This window comes from Gillisia limnaea DSM 15749 (genome assembly GCF_000243235.1).
In the GTDB taxonomy this organism is placed as follows: Bacteria; Bacteroidota; Bacteroidia; order Flavobacteriales; family Flavobacteriaceae; genus Gillisia; species Gillisia limnaea.
In genome coordinates this window covers 51,307-76,281 of sequence record NZ_JH594605.1, presented here as the reverse complement: position 1 = coordinate 76,281, position 24,975 = coordinate 51,307, and the positions used below count along the sequence as shown (strand labels likewise).

Annotated in this window: 29 protein-coding genes; 18 read left to right on the top strand and 11 right to left on the bottom strand. The window is 36.2% G+C overall.

All coding sequences use genetic code 11. The annotated features are described in order from the left end of the window. The first annotated feature begins 107 nt into the window (after positions 1 to 107). The gene (locus GILLI_RS00425; RefSeq protein WP_006987138.1) at positions 108 to 854 is read left to right on the top strand and encodes a phosphatase PAP2 family protein; all 747 of its coding nucleotides are present in this window, start codon (positions 108 to 110) and stop codon (positions 852 to 854) included. A gap of 122 nt (positions 855 to 976) precedes the next feature. Continuing rightward, complete coding sequence (locus GILLI_RS18475) at positions 977 to 1,129, top strand: hypothetical protein (protein ID WP_006987137.1); 153 nt, start codon at positions 977 to 979, stop codon at positions 1,127 to 1,129. 9 nt (positions 1,130 to 1,138) lie between these two features. Here GILLI_RS18475 and GILLI_RS00420 read toward each other — a convergent pair whose 3' ends face one another. Further along, a complete protein-coding gene (locus GILLI_RS00420) occupies positions 1,139 to 1,786 on the bottom strand; it encodes a hypothetical protein (protein WP_006987136.1) in 648 nt (215 codons plus the stop codon). 101 nt (positions 1,787 to 1,887) lie between these two features. Here GILLI_RS00420 and GILLI_RS00415 point away from each other — a divergent pair, with 101 nt between their 5' ends. After that, complete coding sequence (locus GILLI_RS00415; RefSeq protein WP_006987135.1) at positions 1,888 to 3,228, top strand: aspartate kinase; 1,341 nt, start codon at positions 1,888 to 1,890, stop codon at positions 3,226 to 3,228. A gap of 77 nt (positions 3,229 to 3,305) precedes the next feature. On the opposite strand, the gene GILLI_RS00410 is transcribed toward GILLI_RS00415, so the two are convergent. Genes GILLI_RS00410 through GILLI_RS00400 form a run of 3 tightly spaced genes read right to left on the bottom strand, consistent with a single transcriptional unit; the run spans position 3,306 to position 7,114 of the window. Continuing rightward, positions 3,306 to 4,580 carry a glycosyltransferase gene (locus tag GILLI_RS00410; RefSeq protein ID WP_006987134.1) on the bottom strand — a complete coding sequence of 425 codons (1,275 nt, stop codon included), beginning with the start codon at positions 4,578 to 4,580 and terminating at the stop codon, positions 3,306 to 3,308. Between the two features lie 49 nt (positions 4,581 to 4,629). After that, positions 4,630 to 6,441: an SLC13 family permease gene (locus GILLI_RS00405; RefSeq protein WP_006987133.1), complete on the bottom strand. Its 1,812-nt coding sequence runs from the start codon at positions 6,439 to 6,441 to the stop codon at positions 4,630 to 4,632. Positions 6,442 to 6,484: 43 nt separating this feature from the next. After that, on the bottom strand, positions 6,485 to 7,114 hold the full coding sequence (locus tag GILLI_RS00400) for an HD domain-containing protein (RefSeq protein WP_006987132.1): 630 nt from the start codon (positions 7,112 to 7,114) through the stop codon (positions 6,485 to 6,487). Between the two features lie 308 nt (positions 7,115 to 7,422). Between GILLI_RS00400 and GILLI_RS00395 the strand changes: the two genes are divergently transcribed. Continuing rightward, complete coding sequence (locus tag GILLI_RS00395) at positions 7,423 to 7,935, top strand: GreA/GreB family elongation factor (RefSeq protein WP_006987131.1); 513 nt, start codon at positions 7,423 to 7,425, stop codon at positions 7,933 to 7,935. A 51-nt stretch (positions 7,936 to 7,986) separates the two neighbouring features. Here GILLI_RS00395 and GILLI_RS00390 read toward each other — a convergent pair whose 3' ends face one another. Next, the gene (locus GILLI_RS00390; protein ID WP_006987130.1) at positions 7,987 to 8,439 is read right to left on the bottom strand and encodes a hypothetical protein; all 453 of its coding nucleotides are present in this window, start codon (positions 8,437 to 8,439) and stop codon (positions 7,987 to 7,989) included. A gap of 217 nt (positions 8,440 to 8,656) precedes the next feature. Between GILLI_RS00390 and GILLI_RS00385 the strand changes: the two genes are divergently transcribed. Together GILLI_RS00385 and GILLI_RS00380 are read left to right on the top strand one after the other, a co-directional pair. Beyond that, a complete protein-coding gene (locus tag GILLI_RS00385) occupies positions 8,657 to 9,328 on the top strand; it encodes a SatD family protein (RefSeq protein WP_006987129.1) in 672 nt (223 codons plus the stop codon). After that, the gene (locus GILLI_RS00380) at positions 9,318 to 10,052 is read left to right on the top strand and encodes a DUF3307 domain-containing protein (protein ID WP_006987128.1); all 735 of its coding nucleotides are present in this window, start codon (positions 9,318 to 9,320) and stop codon (positions 10,050 to 10,052) included. Before GILLI_RS00385 ends, GILLI_RS00380 begins: the two co-directional genes overlap by 11 nt. Here the strand turns inward: GILLI_RS00380 and GILLI_RS00375 are convergent. Next, on the bottom strand, positions 10,026 to 10,433 hold the full coding sequence (locus GILLI_RS00375) for a hypothetical protein (protein ID WP_006987127.1): 408 nt from the start codon (positions 10,431 to 10,433) through the stop codon (positions 10,026 to 10,028). The genes GILLI_RS00380 and GILLI_RS00375 overlap by 27 nt on opposite strands. 165 nt (positions 10,434 to 10,598) lie before the next feature. Between GILLI_RS00375 and GILLI_RS00370 the strand changes: the two genes are divergently transcribed. Both GILLI_RS00370 and GILLI_RS00365 read left to right on the top strand, forming a co-directional pair. Continuing rightward, positions 10,599 to 11,951, top strand: a complete 1,353-nt coding sequence (locus GILLI_RS00370; protein ID WP_006987126.1) for an NAD-dependent succinate-semialdehyde dehydrogenase — start codon at positions 10,599 to 10,601, stop codon at positions 11,949 to 11,951. A 144-nt stretch (positions 11,952 to 12,095) separates the two neighbouring features. Further along, a complete protein-coding gene (locus tag GILLI_RS00365) occupies positions 12,096 to 12,509 on the top strand; it encodes an NUDIX domain-containing protein (protein WP_006987125.1) in 414 nt (137 codons plus the stop codon). Positions 12,510 to 12,674: 165 nt separating this feature from the next. Here the strand turns inward: GILLI_RS00365 and GILLI_RS00360 are convergent, their stop codons facing one another. From GILLI_RS00360 to GILLI_RS00350, 3 genes are all read right to left on the bottom strand, one after another. After that, positions 12,675 to 13,766: an endonuclease/exonuclease/phosphatase family protein gene (locus GILLI_RS00360; RefSeq protein WP_006987124.1), complete on the bottom strand. Its 1,092-nt coding sequence runs from the start codon at positions 13,764 to 13,766 to the stop codon at positions 12,675 to 12,677. 209 nt (positions 13,767 to 13,975) lie between these two features. Next, a complete protein-coding gene (locus GILLI_RS00355; protein WP_006987123.1) occupies positions 13,976 to 15,265 on the bottom strand; it encodes a mechanosensitive ion channel family protein in 1,290 nt (429 codons plus the stop codon). Position 15,266: 1 nt separating this feature from the next. After that, the gene (locus tag GILLI_RS00350; RefSeq protein WP_006987122.1) at positions 15,267 to 15,551 is read right to left on the bottom strand and encodes a DUF3817 domain-containing protein; all 285 of its coding nucleotides are present in this window, start codon (positions 15,549 to 15,551) and stop codon (positions 15,267 to 15,269) included. 182 nt (positions 15,552 to 15,733) lie between these two features. Between GILLI_RS00350 and galE the strand changes: the two genes are divergently transcribed. Then, a complete protein-coding gene (gene galE / locus GILLI_RS00345) occupies positions 15,734 to 16,771 on the top strand; it encodes a UDP-glucose 4-epimerase GalE (RefSeq protein WP_006987121.1) in 1,038 nt (345 codons plus the stop codon). 70 nt (positions 16,772 to 16,841) lie between these two features. On the opposite strand, the gene GILLI_RS00340 is transcribed toward galE, so the two are convergent. Further along, a complete protein-coding gene (locus tag GILLI_RS00340) occupies positions 16,842 to 17,000 on the bottom strand; it encodes a YqaE/Pmp3 family membrane protein (RefSeq protein ID WP_006987120.1) in 159 nt (52 codons plus the stop codon). A gap of 146 nt (positions 17,001 to 17,146) precedes the next feature. Here GILLI_RS00340 and GILLI_RS00335 point away from each other — a divergent pair, with 146 nt between their 5' ends. Next, on the top strand, positions 17,147 to 18,256 hold the full coding sequence (locus GILLI_RS00335; RefSeq protein ID WP_006987119.1) for a DEAD/DEAH box helicase: 1,110 nt from the start codon (positions 17,147 to 17,149) through the stop codon (positions 18,254 to 18,256). Between the two features lies 1 nt (position 18,257). On the opposite strand, the gene GILLI_RS00330 is transcribed toward GILLI_RS00335, so the two are convergent. Next, on the bottom strand, positions 18,258 to 19,037 hold the full coding sequence (locus GILLI_RS00330) for a DUF1206 domain-containing protein (RefSeq protein ID WP_006987118.1): 780 nt from the start codon (positions 19,035 to 19,037) through the stop codon (positions 18,258 to 18,260). A gap of 246 nt (positions 19,038 to 19,283) precedes the next feature. On the opposite strand from GILLI_RS00330, the gene GILLI_RS17835 reads away from it, so the two are divergent. The 8 genes from GILLI_RS17835 to GILLI_RS00290 all read left to right on the top strand — a co-directional run bounded on the left by GILLI_RS17835 (position 19,284) and on the right by GILLI_RS00290 (position 24,949). After that, positions 19,284 to 19,445 carry a DUF1328 domain-containing protein gene (locus GILLI_RS17835; RefSeq protein ID WP_006987117.1) on the top strand — a complete coding sequence of 54 codons (162 nt, stop codon included), beginning with the start codon at positions 19,284 to 19,286 and terminating at the stop codon, positions 19,443 to 19,445. Positions 19,446 to 19,528: 83 nt separating this feature from the next. Beyond that, positions 19,529 to 20,008, top strand: coding sequence for a lipocalin family protein (locus GILLI_RS00320; protein WP_006987116.1), 480 nt, complete (start codon positions 19,529 to 19,531; stop codon positions 20,006 to 20,008). A gap of 12 nt (positions 20,009 to 20,020) precedes the next feature. Then, positions 20,021 to 20,716 (top strand): YiaD family glycine zipper/OmpA-like lipoprotein, encoded by a 696-nt coding sequence (locus GILLI_RS00315; RefSeq protein WP_006987115.1) that lies wholly within the window; start codon positions 20,021 to 20,023, stop codon positions 20,714 to 20,716. A 74-nt stretch (positions 20,717 to 20,790) separates the two neighbouring features. After that, positions 20,791 to 21,915: an NAD(P)/FAD-dependent oxidoreductase gene (locus tag GILLI_RS00310; protein WP_006987114.1), complete on the top strand. Its 1,125-nt coding sequence runs from the start codon at positions 20,791 to 20,793 to the stop codon at positions 21,913 to 21,915. Next, a complete protein-coding gene (locus GILLI_RS00305) occupies positions 21,912 to 22,625 on the top strand; it encodes a methyltransferase domain-containing protein (RefSeq protein WP_006987113.1) in 714 nt (237 codons plus the stop codon). The genes GILLI_RS00310 and GILLI_RS00305 overlap by 4 nt, the downstream gene beginning before the upstream one ends. Positions 22,626 to 22,632: 7 nt before the next feature. Further along, entirely contained in the window at positions 22,633 to 23,685 is a 1,053-nt protein-coding gene (locus GILLI_RS00300) for a type III polyketide synthase (RefSeq protein ID WP_006987112.1), read from the top strand. Beyond that, positions 23,679 to 24,473: an enoyl-ACP reductase FabI gene (locus tag GILLI_RS00295; RefSeq protein WP_006987111.1), complete on the top strand. Its 795-nt coding sequence runs from the start codon at positions 23,679 to 23,681 to the stop codon at positions 24,471 to 24,473. The genes GILLI_RS00300 and GILLI_RS00295 overlap by 7 nt, the downstream gene beginning before the upstream one ends. Before the next feature lie 20 nt (positions 24,474 to 24,493). After that, positions 24,494 to 24,949, top strand: a complete 456-nt coding sequence (locus tag GILLI_RS00290; RefSeq protein ID WP_006987110.1) for a 3-hydroxyacyl-ACP dehydratase FabZ family protein — start codon at positions 24,494 to 24,496, stop codon at positions 24,947 to 24,949. Positions 24,950 to 24,975: the final 26 nt, after the last annotated feature.

The window sequence follows — 24,975 nt, the reverse complement described above, 5'->3', positions numbered from 1 at the left end:
TAAGAGAAAAGCAGCCAAAGGATGCTTGTTGAATAGTTTTAAATTCAATTCCCTGATTAAACTTAAAAATTTATAAATTTGTTTATTAAAACAGCAGAAAAGGTAAAATGAGGAAACAAATAATCCGTGTTTTAATTGAATTCAAAAAAATTCTTCAGGAGAAGTTGCATCAATATAATGAGCAATTACCTTTTATGATAGCTATTTTTGTAGCACTCATTCTAGTGGTAGGCGGGATCAACCTATTTATTGATCTTACCGAGATTTTACAGAGCAAAACAATTTCCCGCTTTGACCAAACAGTAACCGATTTTATTATTTCCTTTCGTTCTCCGCAGCTCAATAAGATCTTTCAATTTATCACAGATTTGGGAGATGTATATGGATATCTAATATTAACTGCACTTTGTGCAATTGGATTCTATTTAAGGTTTAAAATCTGGCGGTACGTGCTGGAAATGTTATTTGTAATGATTATTGCAGGACTTTCCAATTTGGCTTTAAAACAAGTGATCAACCGTGCTCGCCCGGATGCCGCTCATTTGGTTGCGGTAGAGACGTTGAGTTACCCAAGTGGACATGCGATGGGAGCCATTGCATTTTATGGTTTTTTGATTTATTTATTCTATAATTTTAAAATGAATACCTGGCTTAAAACCGGCATACTATTAATTTTTAGCTTCCTCATTCTGGCCATTGGAATAAGCAGAGTTTACCTGGGGGTTCATTATCCTTCAGATATTGTTGGAGGTTTTATTGCCGGATTCATTTGGATTATCTTTTGTGTTATTTTATTTCAGGTGATGGATATTTTTCGCAAACGAAAAAGGTCAAGACAGGAGTTAAATGAATAAAATCTTCTCTCATTTTTCAGGAAGTATATTTTTATAACTGTATTTTACTAAATAACTTTAAGATTCTGTTATAAAAATTTGTAGATAATATTTTTAACTTTGGTTTATAAAAAATAAGCAAAATGCAAATTAGAGATAAAAAGGATAATGAATCTGAAGATTATATACTTCAGGATAATAAAAAGACCCGGTTTGGAGCCACCTTTATAATCATAGTTTTAATCATTCTTGCTACTCTTGTAGCGATGACAGGAGTTTATTTTGAATACTGGTAGAATTCCTTCTCAGGAAATCTTGATCTCATTAAGTAGTAAAAATGCCTGATTGATATACTCTTTTTCCAAAAATAATGCGAAATAATTTGAAGTGGAGATCATTTCAAAAACCGGTATTCCCTCATAGGCCAGCAATTTAAATATATAGAAATACAAGCCAACGGTTTTGGAACTGTTTTTTGGCAATGCTATGGTAATGCTGGACAAATCACTTTTAACCGAAACCAGATTTTCATTTTTGAAACATTCTGAAACCGTCTCCTTTAAATTTAAAGAGACTAAAATATTGCTTTCCTGGTAGTTGCTGGAATAATTTAAATAAACTTCTGGCTCATTTTTAACTATATTCAGCAATTCTGCCTGGCTGGCCATGATACTTTTGGAATTTAAATAAGTATATTCTGTGATCCCAGAGCGCACAACGATGTCTCCCATATCCCGCAAATTTGTTTTTTTAGCAAGATTTTTCTGCGGTGCATAACGCCTTAAAGCCATTATTATAGAACCCTGTTTTACAGGCTTCCTTAATTCTTTTTCAATTTCCGGTTGTAAATTTGCAGCCAGGGAACTAAAGTTAATAAGGTCTTTTGCCAATGCATCATCCAAAAAGGGTTGATGCCTCAAAATATTGTGAACGCAGGAAGTAATGGTTTTCATTTGTTAAATAATATACATTATGTACAAATGTATATAAAATATGGTTTATTTTTTAGCTGCTTCAGGGATATGATTACTTATGCACCGTAAAAAGAATGAAAATGAAGGTTTTAAAATTCGGGGGTACTTCTGTAGGTTCTGCTAAAAGTATTCAAAATGTAAAAAGGATCATTGCAAGCCAGGATGGCAGCAGGGTTATAGTGCTTTCGGCAATGTCCGGGGTAACAAATTATCTTGTGGAAATTTGTGATAATTTCCGAGCCGGAGATTCTGCGGTCATAACAGGAACTATCGAAAGTTTAAAACGAAAACATTTTGAGGTTACAGACGAATTAATCCCTGCTGAAAAAGAAAATATTTCAGTTAAAAACCATATTTCAATTCTATTTCAAGGATTTTCAAGGCTTACCCAGCAAGATTTTTCAGAAAGTATCGTGCCCCAGATTCTCACTTTTGGAGAAACGCTTATGACCTATATTTTCTCTGAATTTTTAAAGGTTTCAGGAATGAACAATTCCTTACTGGATGCTAAAAAGTTTATGCATATTTCAAATCTTGAAAATCCTGATACCGAAAAAGTAGGACGTTTGTTAGCTCCCTTTCTCAAGAATTCTAATAACGAGGATTCAATTTACATCACCCAGGGATTTGTTCGAATGGATAAATTCAACCGTGTTAATACACTTAACCGTGGTGGAAGCGATTTTACAGCTACCATTTTGGGAGCTGCAATATATGCCGAAGAAATTCAAATTTGGACAGATATAGACGGTTTTCATAACAATGATCCCAGATATGTTGAAAACACGCACAGGCTTTCTCACCTCACCTTTGAAGAGGCTGCAGAACTTGCCTATTTTGGAGCGAAAATTCTTCATCCACAAACTGTTTCACCTGTTATACACAGGAATATTCCTATTTTTTTAAAAAATACCTTTACTCCCGAGGCTCCCGGCACTAAAATATCTTCAGAAATAACCAATCGCGGACTCAAGGCTATTTCGGCGAAAGACGGTATTACCGCCATTAAAATTAAATCCAATCGGATGTTGATGGCGCACGGATTTTTAAAGAAAATATTTGAGGTCTTTGATAAACATGAAACTGCGATAGATATGATCACTACTTCTGAAATCGCGATTTCTCTTTCTATAGACGATACCAGAAATCTTGATCCTATTCTGGATGCCCTTAAAGCTTACGGTGAGATTACCGTGGAAATGGATCACAGTATAATTTGTGTTGTTGGAGAAGGTTTGATAGAAGATAAAGAAACCTACAGGTTGTTTGAGATTTTAAATAATATTCCCGTGAGAATGATTTCTTATGGTGGTAGTATTAACAATGTTTCCCTTTTGGTAGCAACAAAAAATAAAATCCCTGCATTGCAGGCTCTGCATAAAAATCTGTTCGAAGTACGAGAAAACCTAATACAGTATTGAGTATAAGTAGGATTTAAACGTTTTGTTTATTTGTTTGTTAGAGATCACTTCTGTTCTAAAAGAAGTGATCTTTTTTTTTAAGTGTTTTCAATAGGATTTTTAAATTCCTCTGATTTTTTTATATGCAAAAGCTCGTTTTTAACTTCGATGTATCTGGATAAATAATAAGTGCTTTTAACCCGGTGATGCACCAACATGGCACCTGTGAAATTTTCTTTCCTATGCTGCTTAAGATTCCTTTGAAGATCTAGTAAACGATTTTGAAATAAGGTGTAAAATTCAGCGGTTGAAAACCTGGAATCAAGGATCTTAAAACCGTTTTTCTGGGCTTGTTTCCATTTTGTTTGTGAGGTGTGAAGTTCTACGGCACATGCAGCAAATCCTTCAGGACTATCCTCAATAAATCCATTCCAGTCAAGGCTTCCCGGTATTCCTTCGGCACCTACAGAAGTGGTAATATTTGGAGTACCGCATTGCATGGCCTCAATGAGTTTGCCTTTTAAGCCGGCACCAAATCTTATAGGAGCCAGGCTTATTAGCGCTTTTTTAACCACTTCTCCTGCATCTTTGGCCCAGCCCTTTATTAGGAATCCATTTTTAGGATCATGCAGCTGTGTGATCTTTGTAGAGGGATAAGCTCCATAAATAAGCATTTGCACATCAGGTAATTTTTTCCGGATAATGGGCCATATTTCCTGTTTTAGATACTTGACAGCATCTTCGTTGGGTGCGTGCCTGAAATTTCCGATACTTATAAAATGTTCGCGCTCTTCAAATTTTGGTAATAAAGCGATTTCTTCCGAAGTGATTTTCTTAAAAAGAAACGGAAGGTAGAGCAAGAGGTTTTGCGGTATATTAAAATCGTCTTTCAGAAGTTTTTCTTCAACTTCTGAAATGATCAGGCTTAGATCACAGCGGAAAATACTTGCGATCTCTCTTTTAGCCAAATCTGATTCTTTAATTGACCCAGGCTTTCTACCCCTGAATTCCAGTTCCCGGAAATTTCTCAAAAAATGAAGATCTTCCGTATCCAATATTTTAAGAGCATCCGGACAGATAGAATGCACTCTCCATCCAAATTGTTCTTCCATCATAAACCTGTCAAAAATCACAATTTGAGGCTGAAGATCTCTTAAAAACACGTCAAAACTTGGATTGTTCAATTCAATAGGTACAATCGAAATATTTAATGATTCAAGATGTGCCCTGTGAATAGATTCTGAGGCTGTGGTTGCAAAGGTTACGGAATAACCTTCAGAAATGAAAAATTCCAGCAACTGCATCATCCTGGAGCCCGCAGCGGTGGAATTTGGTTCCGGCCAAACATAACCAATTACTAATAATGGTCGCATTTAAATATTTTTTCAAAAATACCTGAAATTTTTCAAACAAGACGCCGTTTTAAAAACTCCCTGCCAGCAGGAGGGATCCGGTAATCCAAAGCGCCAGGGAAATCACGCCACCTATGATAAAAAAATGACGGAATCTATAGATTCCCATTCCGTAAATGATGGTGTTGGTTTGATAGCCTATCGGTGTAAAAAAGCTAAAATTTGCGGCAAATAAAACCGCCAGAATGAATGGTTTTGGATCCAGTTCCATGGAAACCGCAATGGTAATTGCGATAGGGGTAATAATAATTGCTGTGGCATTATTTGACACAAATCCACTCAAGATCATAGTAATAAGGAAAAGTGTTCCAATAATCACGGTTTCTGTTTGATCCTGAAAAACATTCAGTAATTGATTGGAAATCCATAAATCGGCACCTGTATTACTCATGGCGACTCCCAGCGGGATCATTCCTGCCAACAAAAAGATTATCTGCCAGTTTACCTGTGAATAGATTTTTCCCAGATCTATGCATTTTGAAAATATCATAAGAAAGCAACCTATAAGTGCGCTTTTTAGAATAGGGAAAATAGAAAATGCAGATAATCCAATCACTAGAAGCAAGATTGCGAAAGAGATCCTTTGTTTGGATTTTTTGACAGATCTAATCTCCTTATGTACCTGAAGTATTGCTACATTTTCAACTTTGCTTAATTCCTCCAGGACACTTTCTGAAACTTCAACCAAAAGCCTATCTCCAACCCTTAACTCTATTTGATCTCTCTTATTACCAAAAATCCTTCTATGAGGATTTCTCAAACTTCTTCTTTTTCTAATTGCCAATGGAATTGCACCGCGTAAATCCTGGCTTTTTACAGATTTCAGACTTTTACCTATCAAAGGAGAATTAGGAAGCATAAGAATTTCAACTACCTGAATATTCGCCGCCAGGTCTTCCGCTTGAATTATAGGATTGGTTAGTTTTTTATTATCCTTATTTTTAATTACAGTAAAATCTTTTTGATCTTTTAATTTAATAAGGTTTTCCAAATTACAACGTAGTAATAATTGATCTCCTTCCTTTAACGGAATATATTTGCCCGGTTTATCATTGATAATTCCATCTCGTTTTAAGCGAAGAATTTCCAAATCCTCATTTTCAAAAAGAAAGGTTTCACCAATGGGTTTACCAATAATTGTTGCATTTTTATTGATAATTATTTTAGTAATAAATTCATCGAGGTTATAATCCTCATCAATAGTTGTCTTTCCCCTGGAAGGAAGGAATTTATTCATTAAGGTTACAATCACTATTGTTATAACCATAAAAATAACCCCATACCACGTAAATTCAAAAAATGAAAAACGTTCCAAACCACGGTTTACGGCGATAGCATTTACAATAAGGTTTGTAGAAGTTCCCATTAATGTACAACTACCGCCAATGATAGCGGCAAATGAAACAGGCATTAAAAGTTTTGACATTGGAATGTCATGCTTGGCAGAGAGCTCCGAGATTATTTTTACAAAAACAATCACTACCGCAGTGGTATTGATGAAGGCCGAAATTCCGCCGGCAATGAGCATAAATACCGGGATCATTAAAAATACAGGAAGGTTTTTTAATTTTTTTAGTCCGTTTGCTAGAAGGTCAATCACCCCATTATTTTCGAGGCCAATCGCTAGAATCATCAGCGCTAAAACGGCAATTGTGGCAGGACTGGAGAACCCAGAGATAGCTTCTTCCGGGCTCACCAGATTGGCGACAAGTAAACTCACCAAAATAAAAAACGCGATCTTGTCTACCGGGAATACTTCCAGAGAAAAGAAAATTATTGCCACGATTATAATAGCAAATAATATAAGTATATCCGGTGTCATTTCTTAAAGGTAGGAAATAAAATTGTGGGTCATCTCCTGGTATTTAACCTTGATATTTTGCGTGCCTTTCCATTAACATCTTACAATTGAGATCTTTACGGTTTTTCAAAACTGTTTGACCAAACCATGTATGATATTTCTGATTTTCAAGAAATTCCACATTAATAGCATACCATTCTTCTTCAGAGTATTTTAAATTAAAATATTCTTCCCATTCCGCTCTAAGTCTCTCATTTTTAAATATATAACTTTCCAGGCCCAAGTGATAAAGGTCGGCGTCGCAAATGATTTTTTCAGCCAGGGTTTGCGGATTTTGGGGCATTTTGGTTGCAAGAATACAAGAAGTCACAATAGTTAATTTATCCTCGGGATACTCATGCTCTTTTAAAAATTCCAATGCATATTTCACGCTTTGTTCTTCGTGGTCTACATAGGTTTGTGCCATTCCGGTATCGTGGAATAGGGAAGCGATTAAAATAGGCTCTAGATCAGACCCAAAAACTTCTTCATAATTAGCGATGGTTTTTACATATTTATACACGTCTTTGGTGTGCTCAACACTATGAAATGGCAAGGATTTACAACGTGTGTTTTCCAAAAAATCTATACAATGATCATAGGTTAAGGAAACTATGTTAGACCTACTGAGTCCTTTTAGAAAATTGAAAGCCATGCTTGTTACTTTATTAAAATTAGGTATTAAAACACATAAAGGAATTTAGATAACAGCCTTATAGGTTTCTTTCTCAGTTGGAAATTGACCTGCTGTAATTCGGTTGTAATTTACGAGAAATCATCCAACCTCTTAACTATTTGAAATTTTTAACCTTTTATTATAGTGCTGCTGGTTTTATCCTTTAGACTTTCTTCAAACTGTAATAAATTAAGGAGTCTAAGGCTAAAAAACATATAAAAAATTCTTAATGTTTAACCCAACGACAAATTTTTTCCTACTTTAATTTAAGCAAAAAATATGAGTTTATGAGCAGGGGATTTGTAAAAGAAGATGATCAGGAAGAAGCACCCTTTATTCCTCCAAGAGCTGCTCTGCCCGCCGGGGCAATAAATTATGTCACTCCAATAGGTTATCAGCAGCTTATAAACGAACGAGAAGCGCTGGAAGAAAAGATTTCTCATCTTGATATCGAAAACGATAAAGAACGAAGACATGCCAGGGCAACATTGACAGGCAGTTTAAACTTACTGAATGAAAGAATAGGCAATGCCCGTATTTTAAAGCCTTTGGAACAATCCAGAGACAAAGTTCGCTTTGGTGCAAAAGTCAGTTTTAAGTTTTTAGACGGAAAACAAAATGGATCAATCCAAAAATTTCAGCTGGTTGGAGTAGATGAAGCTACTATCAAGGAGAATAAAATCGCTTTTGTGGCTCCCTTAGCAATCGCCCTTACCGGAAAAAAAATTGGAGAGGTTGCACAATTTAATATGGGGGGAGAAATTCAGCAACTGGAGATTCTAAAAATTGAGTATTCTTAAAATTTAAATCCTATAATTGGTAAAAATTTAGCGCTAAATACACAAATTATTTTAGTGAATATCCAGGATCTCAATATCCTTTCCGTTTAATTTAAAAGTGTCCCCTTTCTTTTTTCCCTTCAATTCAGCAAAAATAGGAGCTTCTGTAGATATCACATGAACTTTACCTCCATCCTCTAAAATTATATCGCCCAGGGCTGTGGCTATAAAATAATAGCTGTCTTTGGTTTCTATAACACTCCCAAATTGTATGTGTTCACTAAAATGCTCCCTATCCACACTGTTGAGCTTTTCTTTCATTTTTTGAGCATTATCTAGGTATCTGGCATATTTTTCAAAATCACCCAGCAACTGGCCTTTGTTTCCTTCCTCATCATAATCTGTATGTACATCGTTGGCTTCCATGGATTCTTTCACAGCATCCATTTTGTCCTTATATGTTTTTATCTTTTTATTTATTTCCTCAAGGCATTTGATGAAAAGCGTTTTCCGGTTTGGTATCATAGTATGTTTTCTTTTTAAGGTTTTTATCCTCTTTAAAATTAAAGATACTTTTCTGTTTTCGGTTAAAAGAAAATTTTGCAAATTTTTAATAGTTACCTGTATTTTTGATAGCATGCTCACATAAGTCTATAAGCTTATAATATATAAATATAAGTCTATAGACTAATTTTATAGGTTTATAAGGTTTTAGACTAATATAATTTGTTATATTTGAATTATGGTAGCAGTATTAACGGCAGATCTTGTAGATTCTTCCTTATATAAAGAGGAGATTTTGGAAAAAGTTTTAAATTCTCTGAAGGAAGAATTTAAAACCATAACCCTCGAATATGGGGAGCAAAACATACGTTTCAAAATTTATCGGGGAGATAGTTTTCAGGGAGTGGTACATCAACCAGAAGAAGCATTAAAAATAGTCATCCAGATAAAAGCTGCCATAAACCGAATCCATTTAAAAGAAACCCGTAAAAACAAGGCATATTCAAAAATAGCCGATTTCAAAATAGCGATAGGAATAGGAATGCAGGAACTTGAGCGGGAGGCCATTGAGGAATCCAATGGTCAGGCTTTTCAATTTTCAGGTCGTACTCTGGATGAAATGAAAACGGAGAACAGAAAGACCCGATTAAAAACAATCGATGAAAACATCAACCAGGAATTTAATACGGCTTTTCTTCTTTTAGACACCATTACCGATAAATGGAGCACCGCTTCAGCTGAAGTTGTTTATTATTTGCTAAGAGGGCTAAAAGAACGGGAAGTGGCCGAAATTTTAGAAGTTAGCCAATCTGCCATAAACCAGCGTAAAAAAGCCGCCGGCTGGGAAGCAGTTTCGGGATTATTACAACGGTACCATCAGGTTATAAAGACTCATTTTAATGGAAGTTAATTTTCTTATTTTATTACAGCTTTTCCTGGCACACCTCCTTACAGATTTTGTGCTTCAGCCAACCCGGTGGATTCAACATAAACGAAAACACCGTGGAAAGTCCTATTATCTTATCATTCACGCCTTAATCGCAGGAATGCTTACTTATTTGTTCCTGCAGGAACTGAAATGGTGGTATGTAGCCTTTTTTATCAGTATCACTCACTATCTTATAGATTTATGGAAAGTGAATAAGTTAAATGATAACTTAAAATACTTTTTATTGGATCAATTATTTCACCTTATCATTATTTTGGTGGCCTGGCTCTATTTAATCCAGGGATTTGGGATGGTACTTCCCGCGCTAAGTTGGTTAATCAATTCCCCGTCCTTTCTATTGATAGCAGGAGCATATCTTATCGTGATATTCCCGGTTGGATTTTTAATAGGAAAAGCCACAAAACGCTGGCACACCCAAATTGAACCTTCGAATCAAAAAAACAGCCTTGAAGCCGCAGGAAGATATATTGGGATTTTTGAGCGTATCCTGGTCCTTACTTTTATACTCACCAGTAATTTTTCAGCCATAGGATTCCTTATCGCTGCAAAATCTATTTTAAGATTTAGTGATAAATCTGAAACCGGGGCCCGTAAACAAACCGAATATGTGCTTATAGGAACACTAATGAGCTTTGCAATAACAATAATTTTGGGATTGCTAGTACGCCATTTCATTTTCCAATAACTGAATATTGCTGAACATTCGTTCCTTTACAATATTCATCATTCGTTTGTTTAATGCTGAAGAATTTTCAACGTAAACCAGATATTCTTCAATAGAAAACTGACCTATGATAATTCCTTTCAGGCTATTTCTAAATTTGATATCTTTTTGAATTGCATTTTCCACAAACGTGAATTTTTTCTCTACTGAAAAAGAATAAAATGCATTTTTGTGTTTTTTGATATAATTTTTGAATACTTCTATCAAAAGATCATTTTGCAGTTTGGCAACGGGACGAAGCGTTTTATTTTGAAACTGCTCATCCCGGCTCATGTTTTCTGAAACTTTGGCCGAAGGAATCTCTGGTCTTAGTCGAACTAAATCTTTATCTCGCTGGTTCATGTCGTTGTGTTTTTCTAAAATTAATTAATTATTCAACCGATAATCTATTGCCTCCTCACAACTTTTAAACCAATTATGAACAATTTTTATAGCGTTAAAGTCGTCTTAATCGCCCGATGCCTTTGTCCTTATATTTTTATCTTAGAGAAAAATAGCATTTAAAGTATGATCATATCAAGAAATCCATATACCGGAGAAGAAGTTGCACGCCTTAAAGAATCCACTAAAACCGAAATAGACACAATACTTGAGGCTGCCTCGAAAAGATTTGAAACCTGGAAAAAGACAGATTTCAAGCATCGTGCTGACCTGATGAAAAATGCAGCTAGGGAATTGATTTCCAATAAACAGGAATATGCCGAAACTATCACAAAAGAAATGGGAAAACCCATCTCCCAGTCGATTGCAGAGGTTGAAAAATGTGCCTGGGTTTGTGAATATTATGCTGAAAACGCCGAAAAACACCTGGCTGCTGAAAATGTCAAAACCGACGCACAAAAAAGCTATATTTCCTATGAACCTATTGGGGTTGTCCTGGCGGTAATGCCCTGGAACTATCCATTTTGGCAGGTATTTAGGTTTGCCGCACCTGCACTTATGGCCGGAAATATTGGTGTTTTAAAACACGCCAGCAATGTGATGCAATCTGCAAATAACATTCAAAAGATCTTTGAAAAAGCCGGATTTCCAAAGGGATGTTTCCAAAATATTCCCGTAGGTAGTGATAAAGTAGAATCAATTATCCGGGATAAAAGGGTGAAGGCAGTAACTCTAACCGGAAGCAATTCTGCCGGTAGTGATGTAGCATCGGTTGCTGGAGAAGAGATTAAGAAATCTGTTCTTGAACTGGGTGGCAGTAATGCGCTTGTTGTTTTTAAAGATGCAAACATTGAGGAAACCGTAAAAACCTGTATTCAGGCGCGTTTTCAAAATACAGGACAAAGTTGTATCGCCGGAAAACGGCTTATCCTGGACGAATCTATTGCCGAAAAGTTTTTAGAACTGTTTTTAAAACAGGCAAGGGAACTAAAAAGTGGCGATCCAATGGATAAAGATACTTTTATAGGCGTGATGGCGCGGGAGGATTTGGCAAAGGATTTGGAAGATCAGGTACAGCAATCGGTGAAAGCAGGAGCCAAAATTATTTTAGGAGGGAAGCGAACCGGAACTTACTTTGAACCTACCATAATTACCGGAGTTACACCAAATATGGCTGTTTTTAAAGAAGAAACTTTTGGTCCGGTACTTTCTGTAACCACTTTTAAGAATGAGAAAGAAGCAATACAGCTGGTTAATACCTCCAGTTTTGGATTAGGTGTTTCTGTTTTTACCCGAGATATTAAACATATTGAAGACCTGGTACCGGAATTTGAAGACGGAGCGGTTTTTATCAATGAATTGGTTAAAAGCGATCCCAGGTTACCTTTTGGAGGAACTAAAGCATCTGGTTATGGAAGGGAGCTTTCCATTCAGGGAATCAGGGAATTTGTGAATATAAAAACGGTCTATTTCAAATAGTTTCAAGAAGATCAATTAAAATTGGTAAATAATCAATTACATTGGAGTTTCAATCAGTATAATTCAGGAAGAAAGCTTCAGGCCGAATGGCCATCTGGGATTTAGACCTAAAGGTGGCATTTAAAAATACACTAAATAATTTATATGAGAGATCAAAATATAGCAGTTACGGTAGATTCGGTCATTTTTAAAGAAGTCCGGAATGGATATGAATTATTATTGATTCGGCGGAAAAATGACCCTTTTAAAAACCAGTGGTCTCTTCCTGGAGGTTTTCTGGAAGTGGATGAAGCTCTAGAAACAGGAGCATTGCGGGAACTAAAGGAAGAAACAGGTCTTAGCATGGAAAAGCTTCAACAAGTTGGCGCTTTTGGAGCTTTAGGAAGAGATCCACGCGGTAGGACGATTTCTGTAGCTTTTGCAGGAAAAATAAATAATCCCAGTGAAGTAAAAGGCGGAGATGATGCCGAAGATGCCCAATGGTTCTCCATAGATGATATTCCTGAATTAGCATTTGATCATGCTGAAATTATAAAGGCAGCAATAACTTTATTGTAGATCAATTTTCACGGACCAAGTGGACGAGTAATATAAAAAGGAAAAACATTCAAAATCCTTAAAGAACTAGACGGGCGGGTATCGGGAAATTAAATCCATTGGTAGATTAGATTTAAACGGGTCAAGGCTGTCATAGGGTTTAATCTATAACAATATGGAAAGTCATCATTCCCCATTTTTTTTCTTTTCTTCCTGTTTTTCCCTGGCAACTTTAATTTGTTCATCTGCGCGTTTAATTTGATCTTTAGAAGCAGGTTTAGGTCTTTGTTCTTCGGCTAATTCAGGTTCCAGACTTAAGATAATTTCCAATGGAGAATGATCGGATCCTATATCATTTCCTAAATTAATTTGTTTAACTCTAAATTCTTCGGTCACAAAAAAATGATCCAAAGGCCAGCGCATTAAAAAACTTGTAGCATCAAAGGAATTATAAAATCCACGACCTACCCTTGTGTCGAGTAATCCACCGACATTCGCAAATAGAGATGTGGTTCCAGACCAGGCAACATCGTTAAAATCTCCGGCAACAATTACCGGTAAGTCAGAGTCCATCGCCATTTTTGCGACAATCATCATTTCAGCATCCCTATCTGAAGAAGAGGGATTGTGCTGTGGCATAGGTGGAGTAGGGTGGATTGCGTGAAATTTCACCAAATTTCCAGACCTCAATCTTAACGTAGTATGTATGGATGGGATGCTATCATCTACGAGATAGCGGATTTTTGGATCCAACATTTCCAATTTCGAATACAATAACATTCCATAGGTATTACCAAGTGGAACTTCAACTTTATAAGGATAACCAGACACTGCTTGCGAAAGGTCATTTTTCCATCTCAGGTCTGTTTCGGTTAATAATAAAACATCCGGATCTTTTTGTTCAATTTCCTTAATCAATAGACTTGGATCTGTATTTTTCTGAAGGACATTGGCCGCATATAGCCATATTAAATTATTTTCAGTTTGGCCTGGAGAAGCGTCCCCAACTATATAATTTTTGTGTGGTAAATACGGATAAATCCCTAATAGCTGGTAAAAGAAACAGGCTAAAAGCACTCCCATGAATATATAATCCTCTTTTCTTTTAATATCGAACCTTATAAAATACGCAGCAAGTGCAGCAAGAGTTAGCAAGGTTAACTGAATATGAAAATAATCATAAATGCGAATCCACCAGAAATCGGCAGCAAATAATGGAACCATTGTAGCCACTACGGCAATAACACCAAAAATTTGTAAAAAAGTTTTAAGTTTCATATAGATTCAGATAAAAATTCAAGCATCAAACTTTTGGTTAAAATTATTTTTTATAATCACAAACATACTTTTAATTTTTCAATTAATTCATTAAATCCTTGTATACCGGATTCAATTAATTATTTGAAAAACAGGGCTTCGCAAAGAAATTTAAAATTGCAAAATCTGTACCTCATAATTTTAAACAGATGAACAAGAAGGAAACTTATTTAATTACCATAATTTTCTGGAGTTAGATAATTTCTAAGATCATCGCCTGATGGGGATTCAAATAATTGAAGATTAAAATAGGGTACGGCAGAAATTATATGATCAAAAATATCGGCGCTTATATATTCAAAATTCTCCCATCGCTTATCCCTGCTAAAGCATAAAATTTCCAGAGGAATTCCCTGCGGGGTAGGAGCCTGGTGACGCACAATTATATACATTTCCTTGTGCACGGCAGAATGTTCGTGTAAATAGCTATCTACATACTTTCTAAAAACCCCCAAATTCGTTTGATTCCTTCCATTTATAAGCAAGGCTTTATCGACGTTGTTGCTTTTATTATAACTATCAATCTCCTTTTGACGGTGGTTGAGATAAGGGGCAATTAAACCTATTTTTTTTAATCCTTCCAATTCTTTTGTATTAAGGAATTTCACTGAATTTTGTTTGATGAATATGGAACGTTTAATTCTTCTCCCAGGGGATTCCTGCATTCCTCTCCAGTTTTGAAAGGAATCTGAAATAAGGCTGTAGGTGGGAATATTTGTAAACGTATTATCAAAGTTTTGAACCTTTACGGTAGCAAGATTGATTTCGGTTACCGTACCATCTGCTCCAAATTTGCTGAAGGTTATCCAGTCTCCAATCCTCACAATATCATTTACAGAAACCTGAATAGAAGCTACAAAACCTAAAATGGTATCCTTAAAAATCAATAATAAGATTGCCGAAGCAGCACCCAATGATATTGCGAAGCTAATAACGGATTTCCCAGTCACTTCAGAAAAAATAAACATTAGGCCTACTACCCATATAAAAATCATTAGAACCTGGATATAGCTATCAATTGGCTTGTCGTGAAATTCTTCCCGAGTTTTCAGGTAATTTTTTGCGGTGCGTAATAAACTTCTAAAAATCCAAACTATGAGAATAATAACATAGATATTAAGGACAAAGAGAACTACCTTTAAAGAATAAAGATGGTCAACAAGAATGTAGGGTGCCGCATAATAAACAAGTACTATTGGAGCAATTTGCGCTATGTACTTTGGGAAATTACTTTTGATCAAAAAATCATCAAAGGTGGTTTTAGTTCTGTTGGTGAAGGTTTTAAAACTTTCAATTACAAATCTCCTAAGCACATAATTGATTATGTATATGAGCAGAACCAGCAAAGTTATATTAATGAACAGGTTAAGATAACCTGCCAGTATAGGATCCATTCCAAGCTGGAGGAAATAATTCTCCAACAAACAACTAATATCCTTAAAATCCATAAATTCTTTCATGCTACAGATATTTCTTTTCTATGTAAAATGGCCCAAAAGGGATTACTGAGCACACAATGGCTATTAAAAGTGTTTGCGGTCTCCAGTTTAAAGGGGAATACATTAAAACAGCTCCTACAATGTATGCAAGAAAAAGAACTCCGTGAGCCATTCCAATTATTTGGACCATCTGTGGTAAATCAAAAAAATACTTTAACGGCATAGCTAAAAATAAAAGCACGAGAAATGAGATTCCTTCAAGGATACTTATCCATCTAAATGTGCTGATCTTTGTCTTTAAGGTCATGGTATACAAATTTGTGCAAAGGTAAATTTTATAGCGTGTGTTTAAGAAGAAAATCTAAATTTAAAATCAAAGGTTGGTTTATAAAGTAATGTTAAAACAAAGCATTCTTATACCAATAGAGAAAAAAAATGTTCCTGGGATTAGCATTTTTCCTAATTTGCACATAATTAGAAAACAAATTCATGAAATCAAAAATATTAGTAACCGGCGGACTCGGTTTTATTGGCTCACATACTGTGGTAGCTTTACAGGAACAAGGCTATGAAGTAGTGATAATCGATAATTTATCAAATTCATCACTGGATGTACTTGCCGGGATTACAAAAATAACCCAGATAACACCCGAATTCGAGAATATGGATCTTAGGGATAAAGAGGCTGTGGCCAATTTTTTTGAGAAATATCCAGATATTAATGGCGTAATTCATTTCGCAGCTTCAAAAGCGGTAGGGGAGAGTGTTGAAAACCCTTTGCTTTATTATGAAAACAATTTATCCAGTTTAATTTATATTCTACAACATTTAAGTCAAAAGGAACAGGCCAGCTTTATTTTCAGTTCGTCATGTACGGTATATGGCCAGGCAGATACTTTACCTATAAAGGAAGATGCACCTATAAAGAAAGCGATGTCGCCTTATGGAAATACCAAACAAATAGGAGAGGAAATTATTGAAGACACCTGCAAAGTTCATCCTGCTTTCAAAGCGATCTCCTTAAGATATTTTAATCCTATTGGTGCACATCCCTCAGCAGAAATAGGGGAATTACCTATAGGAACTCCTCAAAACCTTGTGCCTTTTATCACCCAAACGGCTATTGGCATAAGGGAGCAACTTTCGGTTTTTGGGAATGATTACCCAACCAAGGATGGAACCTGTATTCGGGATTATATTCACGTGATGGATCTTGCAAAGGCTCATGTAGTTGCTTTGAAACGTCTACTCGATAATTCTTCTGAAAAAAATTATGATGTCTTTAATTTAGGTACTGGAAAAGGAAATACAGTACTTGAAGTGATCCAATCTTTTCAGAAGTCTACTGGTGAGGAATTATCCTACAAAGTCGCCGACAGGAGGGAAGGGGATGTTATTGCCGCCTATGCCGATACGAATAAGGCAAATTCAGTTCTCAACTGGAAAGCAGCATATAATTTGGATGAAGCCTTAAAAAGTGCCTGGAAATGGGAAAAAAAGGTAATGAAAATCGAAAAGAAGCATTAGAACAAGCTTCTCTAATCTTAAAATATTAAAACACAAGAGGCCTGGAGTTAATTCCAGGCCGCTTGTAATATTATTTTGTACCATTAACTATAAAAGCATGAATCATTCCCGGGATCCAGCCTAAAAGAGTTAATAAAATGCTTATCAAAAAAGTTACTCCCAATCCGTGTTTTAAAAAAACAGCGAGTGGTGGAAGTAAAATGTTTAAAACGATTGTAAGTATAGACATAATTAAATTTTTGGTGATCGCAAATGTAGCTAACTACTAGGGCAGCAAAAAAAATAGTCGCCTGGTTTGGCTAATTTTTAACTTCATATTATAATTAGAGGGATCCAATCTTAAAAAAGTATCTTTGCATCTTTAAAATAAATAAAATGGGATTTACAGAATTAGGAGTGTCAAAAGATATTGAGAAAGGGTTAAATGAAATGGGGATCTACACTCCTACTAAAATCCAGACTGCAGCCATACCTGTTTTGTCGACTCAAAATATAGATTTCATTGGTCAGGCACAAACGGGTACGGGGAAAACTGCCGCCTTTGGTTTGCCATTGCTCAATAAAGTTGATACCAATAAAGATTATATACAGGCGCTTATCCTTGCTCCTACAAGAGAACTGGGACAACAAATTGCCAAACAGCTTTTTAAATTTACCAAGTATACAGATCAGGTTTTTACGGAAGCTGTTTATGGTGGAGAAAAAATAGATATACAAATCTCCCGACTTAATCGTCCAACACATATAGTTGTAGCAACCCCTGGAAGACTTATAGATCTTTTAAATAAAAAAGCCCTCGATATTTCAAAAATAAGCACGCTTGTGCTGGATGAAGCCGATGAAATGTTGAGTATGGGTTTTAAGGAGGAACTTACAACCATCCTGAAGCATACAAAAGGAGACCGGAACATCTGGTTGTTTTCGGCCACTTTGCCTTCAGAGTTAAATGAAATCATCACTAATTTTGTTTCCAAAAACGCTATCAGGGTTTCTGTTGATAAATCTGAAACTGTCAATTCCGGAATCGAACATCACTATGTTACCGGAGACGATAATAATAAACTGGATACGCTTTCATTATTTCTGAAATCCCAGGGTAAAAACCGCGGAATAATTTTCACAAAAACCAAGGCTGCTGCAAAACTGCTGTCAAAACAACTGGAAGCTAAGAATTATGAAGTTGGACTTCTGGAAGGTGATATGCATCAAAAAGATCGGGATAAAGTAATGAGAGCGTTTAGGAAAGAAACACTCAGACTTTTGGTATCTACCGACGTTGCAGCACGTGGAATTGATGTGGACAATCTTGCTTTTGTGGTGCACTACCAATTGCCGGAACAAACCGAATATTACACACACCGAAGTGGAAGGACTGCCAGAGCCGGAAAAAAAGGGATCTCTCTTGTTTTGATAAACAGCAAAGAAGTTCGTAAAATCTATGAACTTGAAAAAGAACTGAGAATTAAATTTGTGAAAGTCCGCTAAATTAATCGTTGAACTTTCGGTATTTGGCCATCATAAACATATAAACCGCATATCCTATAAAACCTAAGGCAACTAACCCCATTAACCAGGCCCCATAGCTGGAATCCTGAAGGAATGAGAATACATCGGCCGTGGTTTTTATTTCGGATGGATTGCTATTGAATGCCGCCTGCACCGCAAAAAATCCGATGATAAGAAATACAACTCCCCGAGATGTAATCCCCAAATACCCTGAATTTTTAATTGTTTTTCTTCGCTTTTCTTCCCCAATTGATCTTAAATCGAATTTTTTTGTGAAATCTCCTTTATAGGCTTTTATGAATTTTGTAATTCCTATAATTATAAATATGGGACCAACAACTCCTAGTAAAGTTAGGCCGGAATTTGTCGCTAAAAAGTGTGAATTCTCTGTGCCACCCGTGGAACTTTGTGAACCTATAACTCTTAATACAGCAAATACCGCCAGACCTAAATACGCAGCGCCACTTATAAAAAATGCCACTCGTTTAAGCTTTCCTTTTTTTCCTGAACCAATGTTTTCAGGATTTGAAATAGCCTGCGAAAACCTCCAGTAAGAAAAACTTAGCAGTCCAAGTGCCATTATAAAGAGTAAGATATTAGCGAAGGGTTGTTTGTCTAAAAATTCCAAAACCTTAAGCTTACTTGCCTTTTGCCCTCCTAAATTAATAGCTTCCAGAAAGGTTAGAATCCCTGTAATGGCATATACGCTCCCTTTGGCAATATATCCTGTACGTGCTACTTTTTTGAGTTTGTTATCCAAAATTGTAAACTTTGTTTATTGATTTAAATTTATTGATTTTTTAACTTTTAAGAAAATTAAAACCCATTATTTTGCTTTGCAGTTTTAAGTTACAAACCCTGAGTTGCATACATCTTGTATAGGTACGCAGTTATTGGCAACAAAGATTCTAATCTAATAAATTATCTGTTAAATTATTAATAATCTTTTGTTTGTGCAGTGTGGGAACAGTAATTTCGTTCTAGCTAATCAATTAAAACTATCATTATGGTACGACTTATTGTTATTTTCTTAATTATAGCCTTGGTGGCTGCCATCTTCGGTTTTGGGGGCATTGCTGAAGGTTTTGCCGATATTGCAAAAATTATTTTTTACATCTTTATTATTTTACTCGTAATCTCACTTATAAGCCGTCTTTTCAGACGTTAAAATTAATTATCTTATAAAAAATCCAATCATGGTATTACTATTGCCTGATTGGATTTTTTAATATCAACCCTAAACCTAAAACTATGAGAAAATTGTTATTTATGCTTGCTACAATAGTGCTAATTGTATCATGTGGTCCCAGTAAAGTAGCTACTGAAACCCGCAAAACCTTTAAAGGTGATTGGATACTAAACGATGTTACCTACCCTAATAATACAGGGATTTATAATGTAACTCTATTTAATGATGCATCAACTTCATGTTTCAAGGGGAGTATGTGGAGTTTTGTTTCAAACAATAATACAGGAACTTATGCTGCCCAGGGAACAGATTGTACTGCCGGTGAGCGATATTTTAGATGGTCTATAGACGAAGAAAATACACCAGATGGAATGTTTGACTTTCTATTGAAACCAACAGATAGTAGATACAAATCTACCACTGGAGATCAGGGATTCAGACTGAATTTGGTATCTTTAACTGAGACTTCCATGGTTTGGCAACAAACCGTTACCTTGGAAGGAAAGCCTTTTGTTATTAGAATGAACTTTACTAAACTTTAAATTAAGACAATTATGAAAATAGGAATGAACAAATACATGGCCCTTTTATTTGCTGCAACCATGTTAATTGGTTGTGATGCGACAAGGAATGCTAACAATAAGCAAAAAGGTGCAGTAATTGGTGCCGGTAGTGGTGCTGTTATTGGCGGAGTTATAGGTAATAATACCGGAGACGGGAATAGCGCCCTTGGGGCCATTATTGGAGGTGTTGTAGGTGGTGCAGCAGGTGCTTATATTGGTAACAAGATGGATAAACAAGCTCAAAAAATTGAGCAGGAGATCCCTGGAGCGGAAGTAGAGCGGGTTGGTGAAGGTATTAATGTTACCTTTGATGAATCCAGTGGAATTTATTTCGATACTGAAAAATTCAATATAAATTCTGCATCTCAGGAAACTCTGAACAAACTGGCGGGAATTTTTAAAGAGTATCCGGATACCAATATTTTGGTAGAAGGACATACAGATAGCTCCGGGAGCGATTCTTATAACCTCACTTTATCCAAAAATCGTGCACAGGCGGTATCAAACTATCTGGTAACCAATGGAGTTCCCAAGAATAGGTTTGACACCAAATGGTACGGAGAATCTCAGCCAAAGTATGATAACAGCACTGCTGAAGGAAGATCTAAAAACCGTAGGGTAGAATTAGCGATTGTTGCTAATGAAGAACTAAAGAAAGAAGCGGAAGAAGCTGCTAAGGAAAACTAAAATAAACTCCTTAAACATATATTAAATCCCGGAAATTTCCGGGATTTTTTTATTCTTTTAATTACCTTCCACGGGTGAAAAAAGCCGATATAGGAATCGTGGGTGGTGGTTTAGCAGGTCTTACCGCAGCTATACATTTGGCTTCCTGTGGTTTAAAAGTTTTGCTGTTTGAAAAAGAGAAGTATCCACATCACAAAGTATGTGGGGAATATCTTTCCTGTGAAATCCTTCCTTATCTGGAATCCCTTAATATTTCATTGGGTAGTCTTAATCCTAAGCCAATAGATCATTTGCTTTACAGTACCCCTTCAGGAAAAACTATAAAAGCAGATCTTAAATTAGGTGGTATTGGTATTAGCCGATATGCCCTGGATAACTATCTGTATGAAAAGGCTAAGGAACAAAATGTTGACATCATTCAACAAACGGTTGCAACTATAACCTTCAAAGATGAAGTATTTAAGATAAATACTTCTAACAACCAAATTGTTTCAGCAAACATCGTTCTTGGAGCTTTTGGAAAGCGATCCAATCTTGATAAAAAATTAAATAGAGGTTTTATTGGAAAAAAATCAGGCTGGCTTGCGGTGAAGGCTCATTATAAACTTGATGATTATCCCAACAACATGGTTTCCCTTCATAATTTTGAGGGAGGTTATTGTGGCCTTTCTAAAACCGAAACAGGTGCTGTAAATGTTTGCTATCTTGCATCCTACGCAAGTTTTAAAGATCATAAAAGCACCAATTCCTTTAAAGAAGAAGTACTCTGCAAAAATCCCCAACTTAAAACATTTTTTGACGAGGCCATTCCATTATTTGAAACGGATCTTAGCATAGCTCAGGTTTCTTTTGAGAAAAAATCTCTTGTAGAAGATCATATACTTATGTTGGGTGATGCTGCCGGTTTGATACACCCACTTTGTGGAAACGGGATGGCTATGGCTTTTCACAGTGCAAAACTGGCTTCAGAAAGCATTTTGAAGTACTATAATCCAAACACCTTGAATAGAACTGATATTGAAAAAGAATATATAAAAAAATGGAATCACCAGTTTAAATCCCGAATGAAAGTAGGAAGCGTACTTCAAAAAATCCTTCTGAGCCCTTATTTAGCGGAAGCTTCACAAAATATAATAAAAACATTTCCATCATTACTGCCCATTATCATAACTAAAACTCACGGAGAACCTGTTATATGAGTAAAATAAGCACTCGAGAAAGAACCGATGAAAGCGAGATCATGGATGATTTTGAGCTGAAGGGTACCGATTTGGAAAAAACTCTTTATGACCTCGATAACATCAATAAATGGCTTGGCGGCAACAAAATCACGCTTCAGGGGATAAAACTTTTGCTAAGGGATCACCCAAAGTCAGAACCTGTAAAAATTGCAGATATTGGTTGTGGGAATGGAGCAATCCTTAGGGAGATTGCAAAATGGGGAAGAAAAGAAAACTATAAGCTCGAGCTCACCGGAATAGATGCAAATCCATATGCTATTGAAATTGCAGAAAAACTTTCCTATTATTATCCGGAGATCACTTATTTTCCCATCGATATTTTTCAGGACGAATTTGAAAAGATGAAATTCGATATTTTGCTTTGCACTTTAACCTTGCATCATTTTAAGGATCCACAAATTGATGAGCTCGTTGAATTGTTCGTCAAGCAGTCTAAATTTGGTATCGTGATCAATGACTTGCAGCGAAGTAAAATTGCCTATAGATTGTTTGAGGCATTCTGTGCTGTTTTTATAAGAAATGAGATTGCACGAAAGGATGGTCTTACCTCAATTTTACGCGGATTTAAAAAAAGGGACCTACAGTTTTTTTCAAATAAGATATCGGTTAAAAAACAAAAAATAAGCTGGAAATGGGCATTCCGCTATCAGTGGATAATTCAGAAATAAAATAATTATGAGTGTTACTATCGTGAATGTGCATAAAGAACTACCTCAATATTTCCGGGAAACCAAAGATATTTTACCTCTTGTAGAAGATTGGCTTGAAGATAAGGATGATCGTTTCCGAAGAAAAATTTTAAAGATCTTTGAGGGTGCTGCGGTAGATAAACGCTATTCTATTATGTCCCCTGAAGAAGTTTTTGTTTCAACTTCCTTTGAGGAAAAAAACAATATCTATGTTCGTGAGATAAAAAAACTAGGAACAAGTGTACTTGGAAATTCCTTGAAAAAAGCCGGTTGGGAACCAAAATCCCTGGATTATATTATCACGGTAAGTTGCACAGGAATAATGATCCCTTCCCTGGATGCTTATTTGATCAATGAACTTGATTTAAAACAAAATATCACAAGACTACCCGTAACCGAAATGGGCTGTGCCGCAGGGATTTCAGGGATGATCTACGCCTTCAATTTCCTCAAAGCGAATCCGGGGAAAAGAGCTGCAGTAGTTGCGGTGGAAAGTCCTACAGCAACTTTTCAATTGGAAGATTTCAGTATGGCAAATATGGTAAGTGCTGCGATATTTGGAGACGGTGCTGCCTGTGTCCTTCTTTCTTCTGAAGAAAATATTGAAGGCCCCAAAATAATTGCAGAAGAGATGTATCACTTTTTTGATGCCACCCATTTAATGGGTTTTCACTTGTCTAATAACGGCTTGCAAATGATCCTGGATGAAACAGTTCCTCAAAAGATCGCTGAACATTTCCCGGCTATCATTCATCCTTTTCTTGAACAAAACAATACCAATATCCAGGAGGTACAGCATTTGATATTTCATCCGGGCGGCAAAAAAATTGTTCAAACGGTTTCTGATCTTTTTGGTATCTTAGGAAAGAATATTGACGATACGCGCGAAGTGCTTAGGCTTTACGGCAATATGAGCAGCGTAACCGTCTTATATGTATTGGAAAGGTTTTTAAACAAAGAACTCCCCAAAGGCGATCAGGGTTTAATGTTAAGTTTTGGTCCGGGGTTTTCTGCTCAAAGAATTTTATTAAAATGGTAACAGAATTTAAAGACAGTAATTATTGGGCCTTGATTTTAGGAGGTAGTAGCGGACTTGGTCTTGCAACTGCCCGAAAGCTGGCACGTCATGGGATGAATATCATCATAATACACCGGGACCGAAAATCAGAACTATCGGATATTGAGGAAGCATTTGAGGATATTAGGAACAGCGATGTCAGGCTGGAAAGTTTTAATGTGGATGCAATTCAGAAGGAAAAAAGGGAAAGTCTCATTATAGAGATCGCTAAAGTTCTTGGAGATAATGGGAGAATTAGAACATTGGTTCACAGCATTGCAAAAGGAAATTTAAAACCTATGAACGGGGAAGGTCCCGTTCTTGAAAACATCGATTTTCAGCTAACCCTGGATGCGATGGCCCTTAGCTTATACGATTGGACCCAGTCTGTTTTTAAAGCAAGACTTTTTTCAAAAGATGCCCGTGTAATTTCCTTTACAAGTGAAGGGAGTCAGAAAGCATGGCCCAATTATGGAGCGGTATCCGTAGCAAAAGCGGCGTTGGAATCCATTACCAGAAGTATGGCATTGGAGTTTGCTACTTATGGTATTCGTGCAAATTGCATTCAGGCAGGAGTTACTGTTACCAGGTCTTTTCAAATGATACCGGGAAGCGATACCCTGCGCGAGCATGCTTTAAAACATAATCCGTTTAAACGACTAACGATTCCAAAAGATATCGCCAATGTGGTCTATTTGCTTTCAAAAGATGAAGCAAGCTGGATCACCGGGACTATAATTCCCGTAAACGGAGGTGAACATCTAAAATAAACCCTAAAAATCCTATCTTTTTGACTTCAGCTTATATTATTTCAAAATTGCCTTATGCTCCTCCATTTTTGTTTGTAGATGAAATTCTGGAAATCAACGCTCAGGGAGTTACTGGGCTTTATAAATTTCCCGAAGATTCTTTTTTCTATTCCGGACATTTCAAGGATAATCCTGTAACACCGGGAGTACTACTTATAGAATGTATGGCTCAAATTGGGGTGGTAAGTTTGGGTGTTTTTCTTATTTCTTCGGAAAATTACGAGAACGTAGAAAGCGATCGGAAAATAGGATTAAGTTCAACTGAAATAGATTTCTTCAAACCTGTTTTTCCCGGGGAAAGTGTGAAAGTGGTTTCTACAAAGGAATATTTCAGATTCAATAAATTGAAATGTAAGGTTGAGATGTTTGATACGGAAGAAAACCTTATTTGTAGAGGGAAGATCGCAGGGATGATTTCCCGGGAGCCAGCTTTGTAATGGTCATGCTTGGCGGGACGAATATA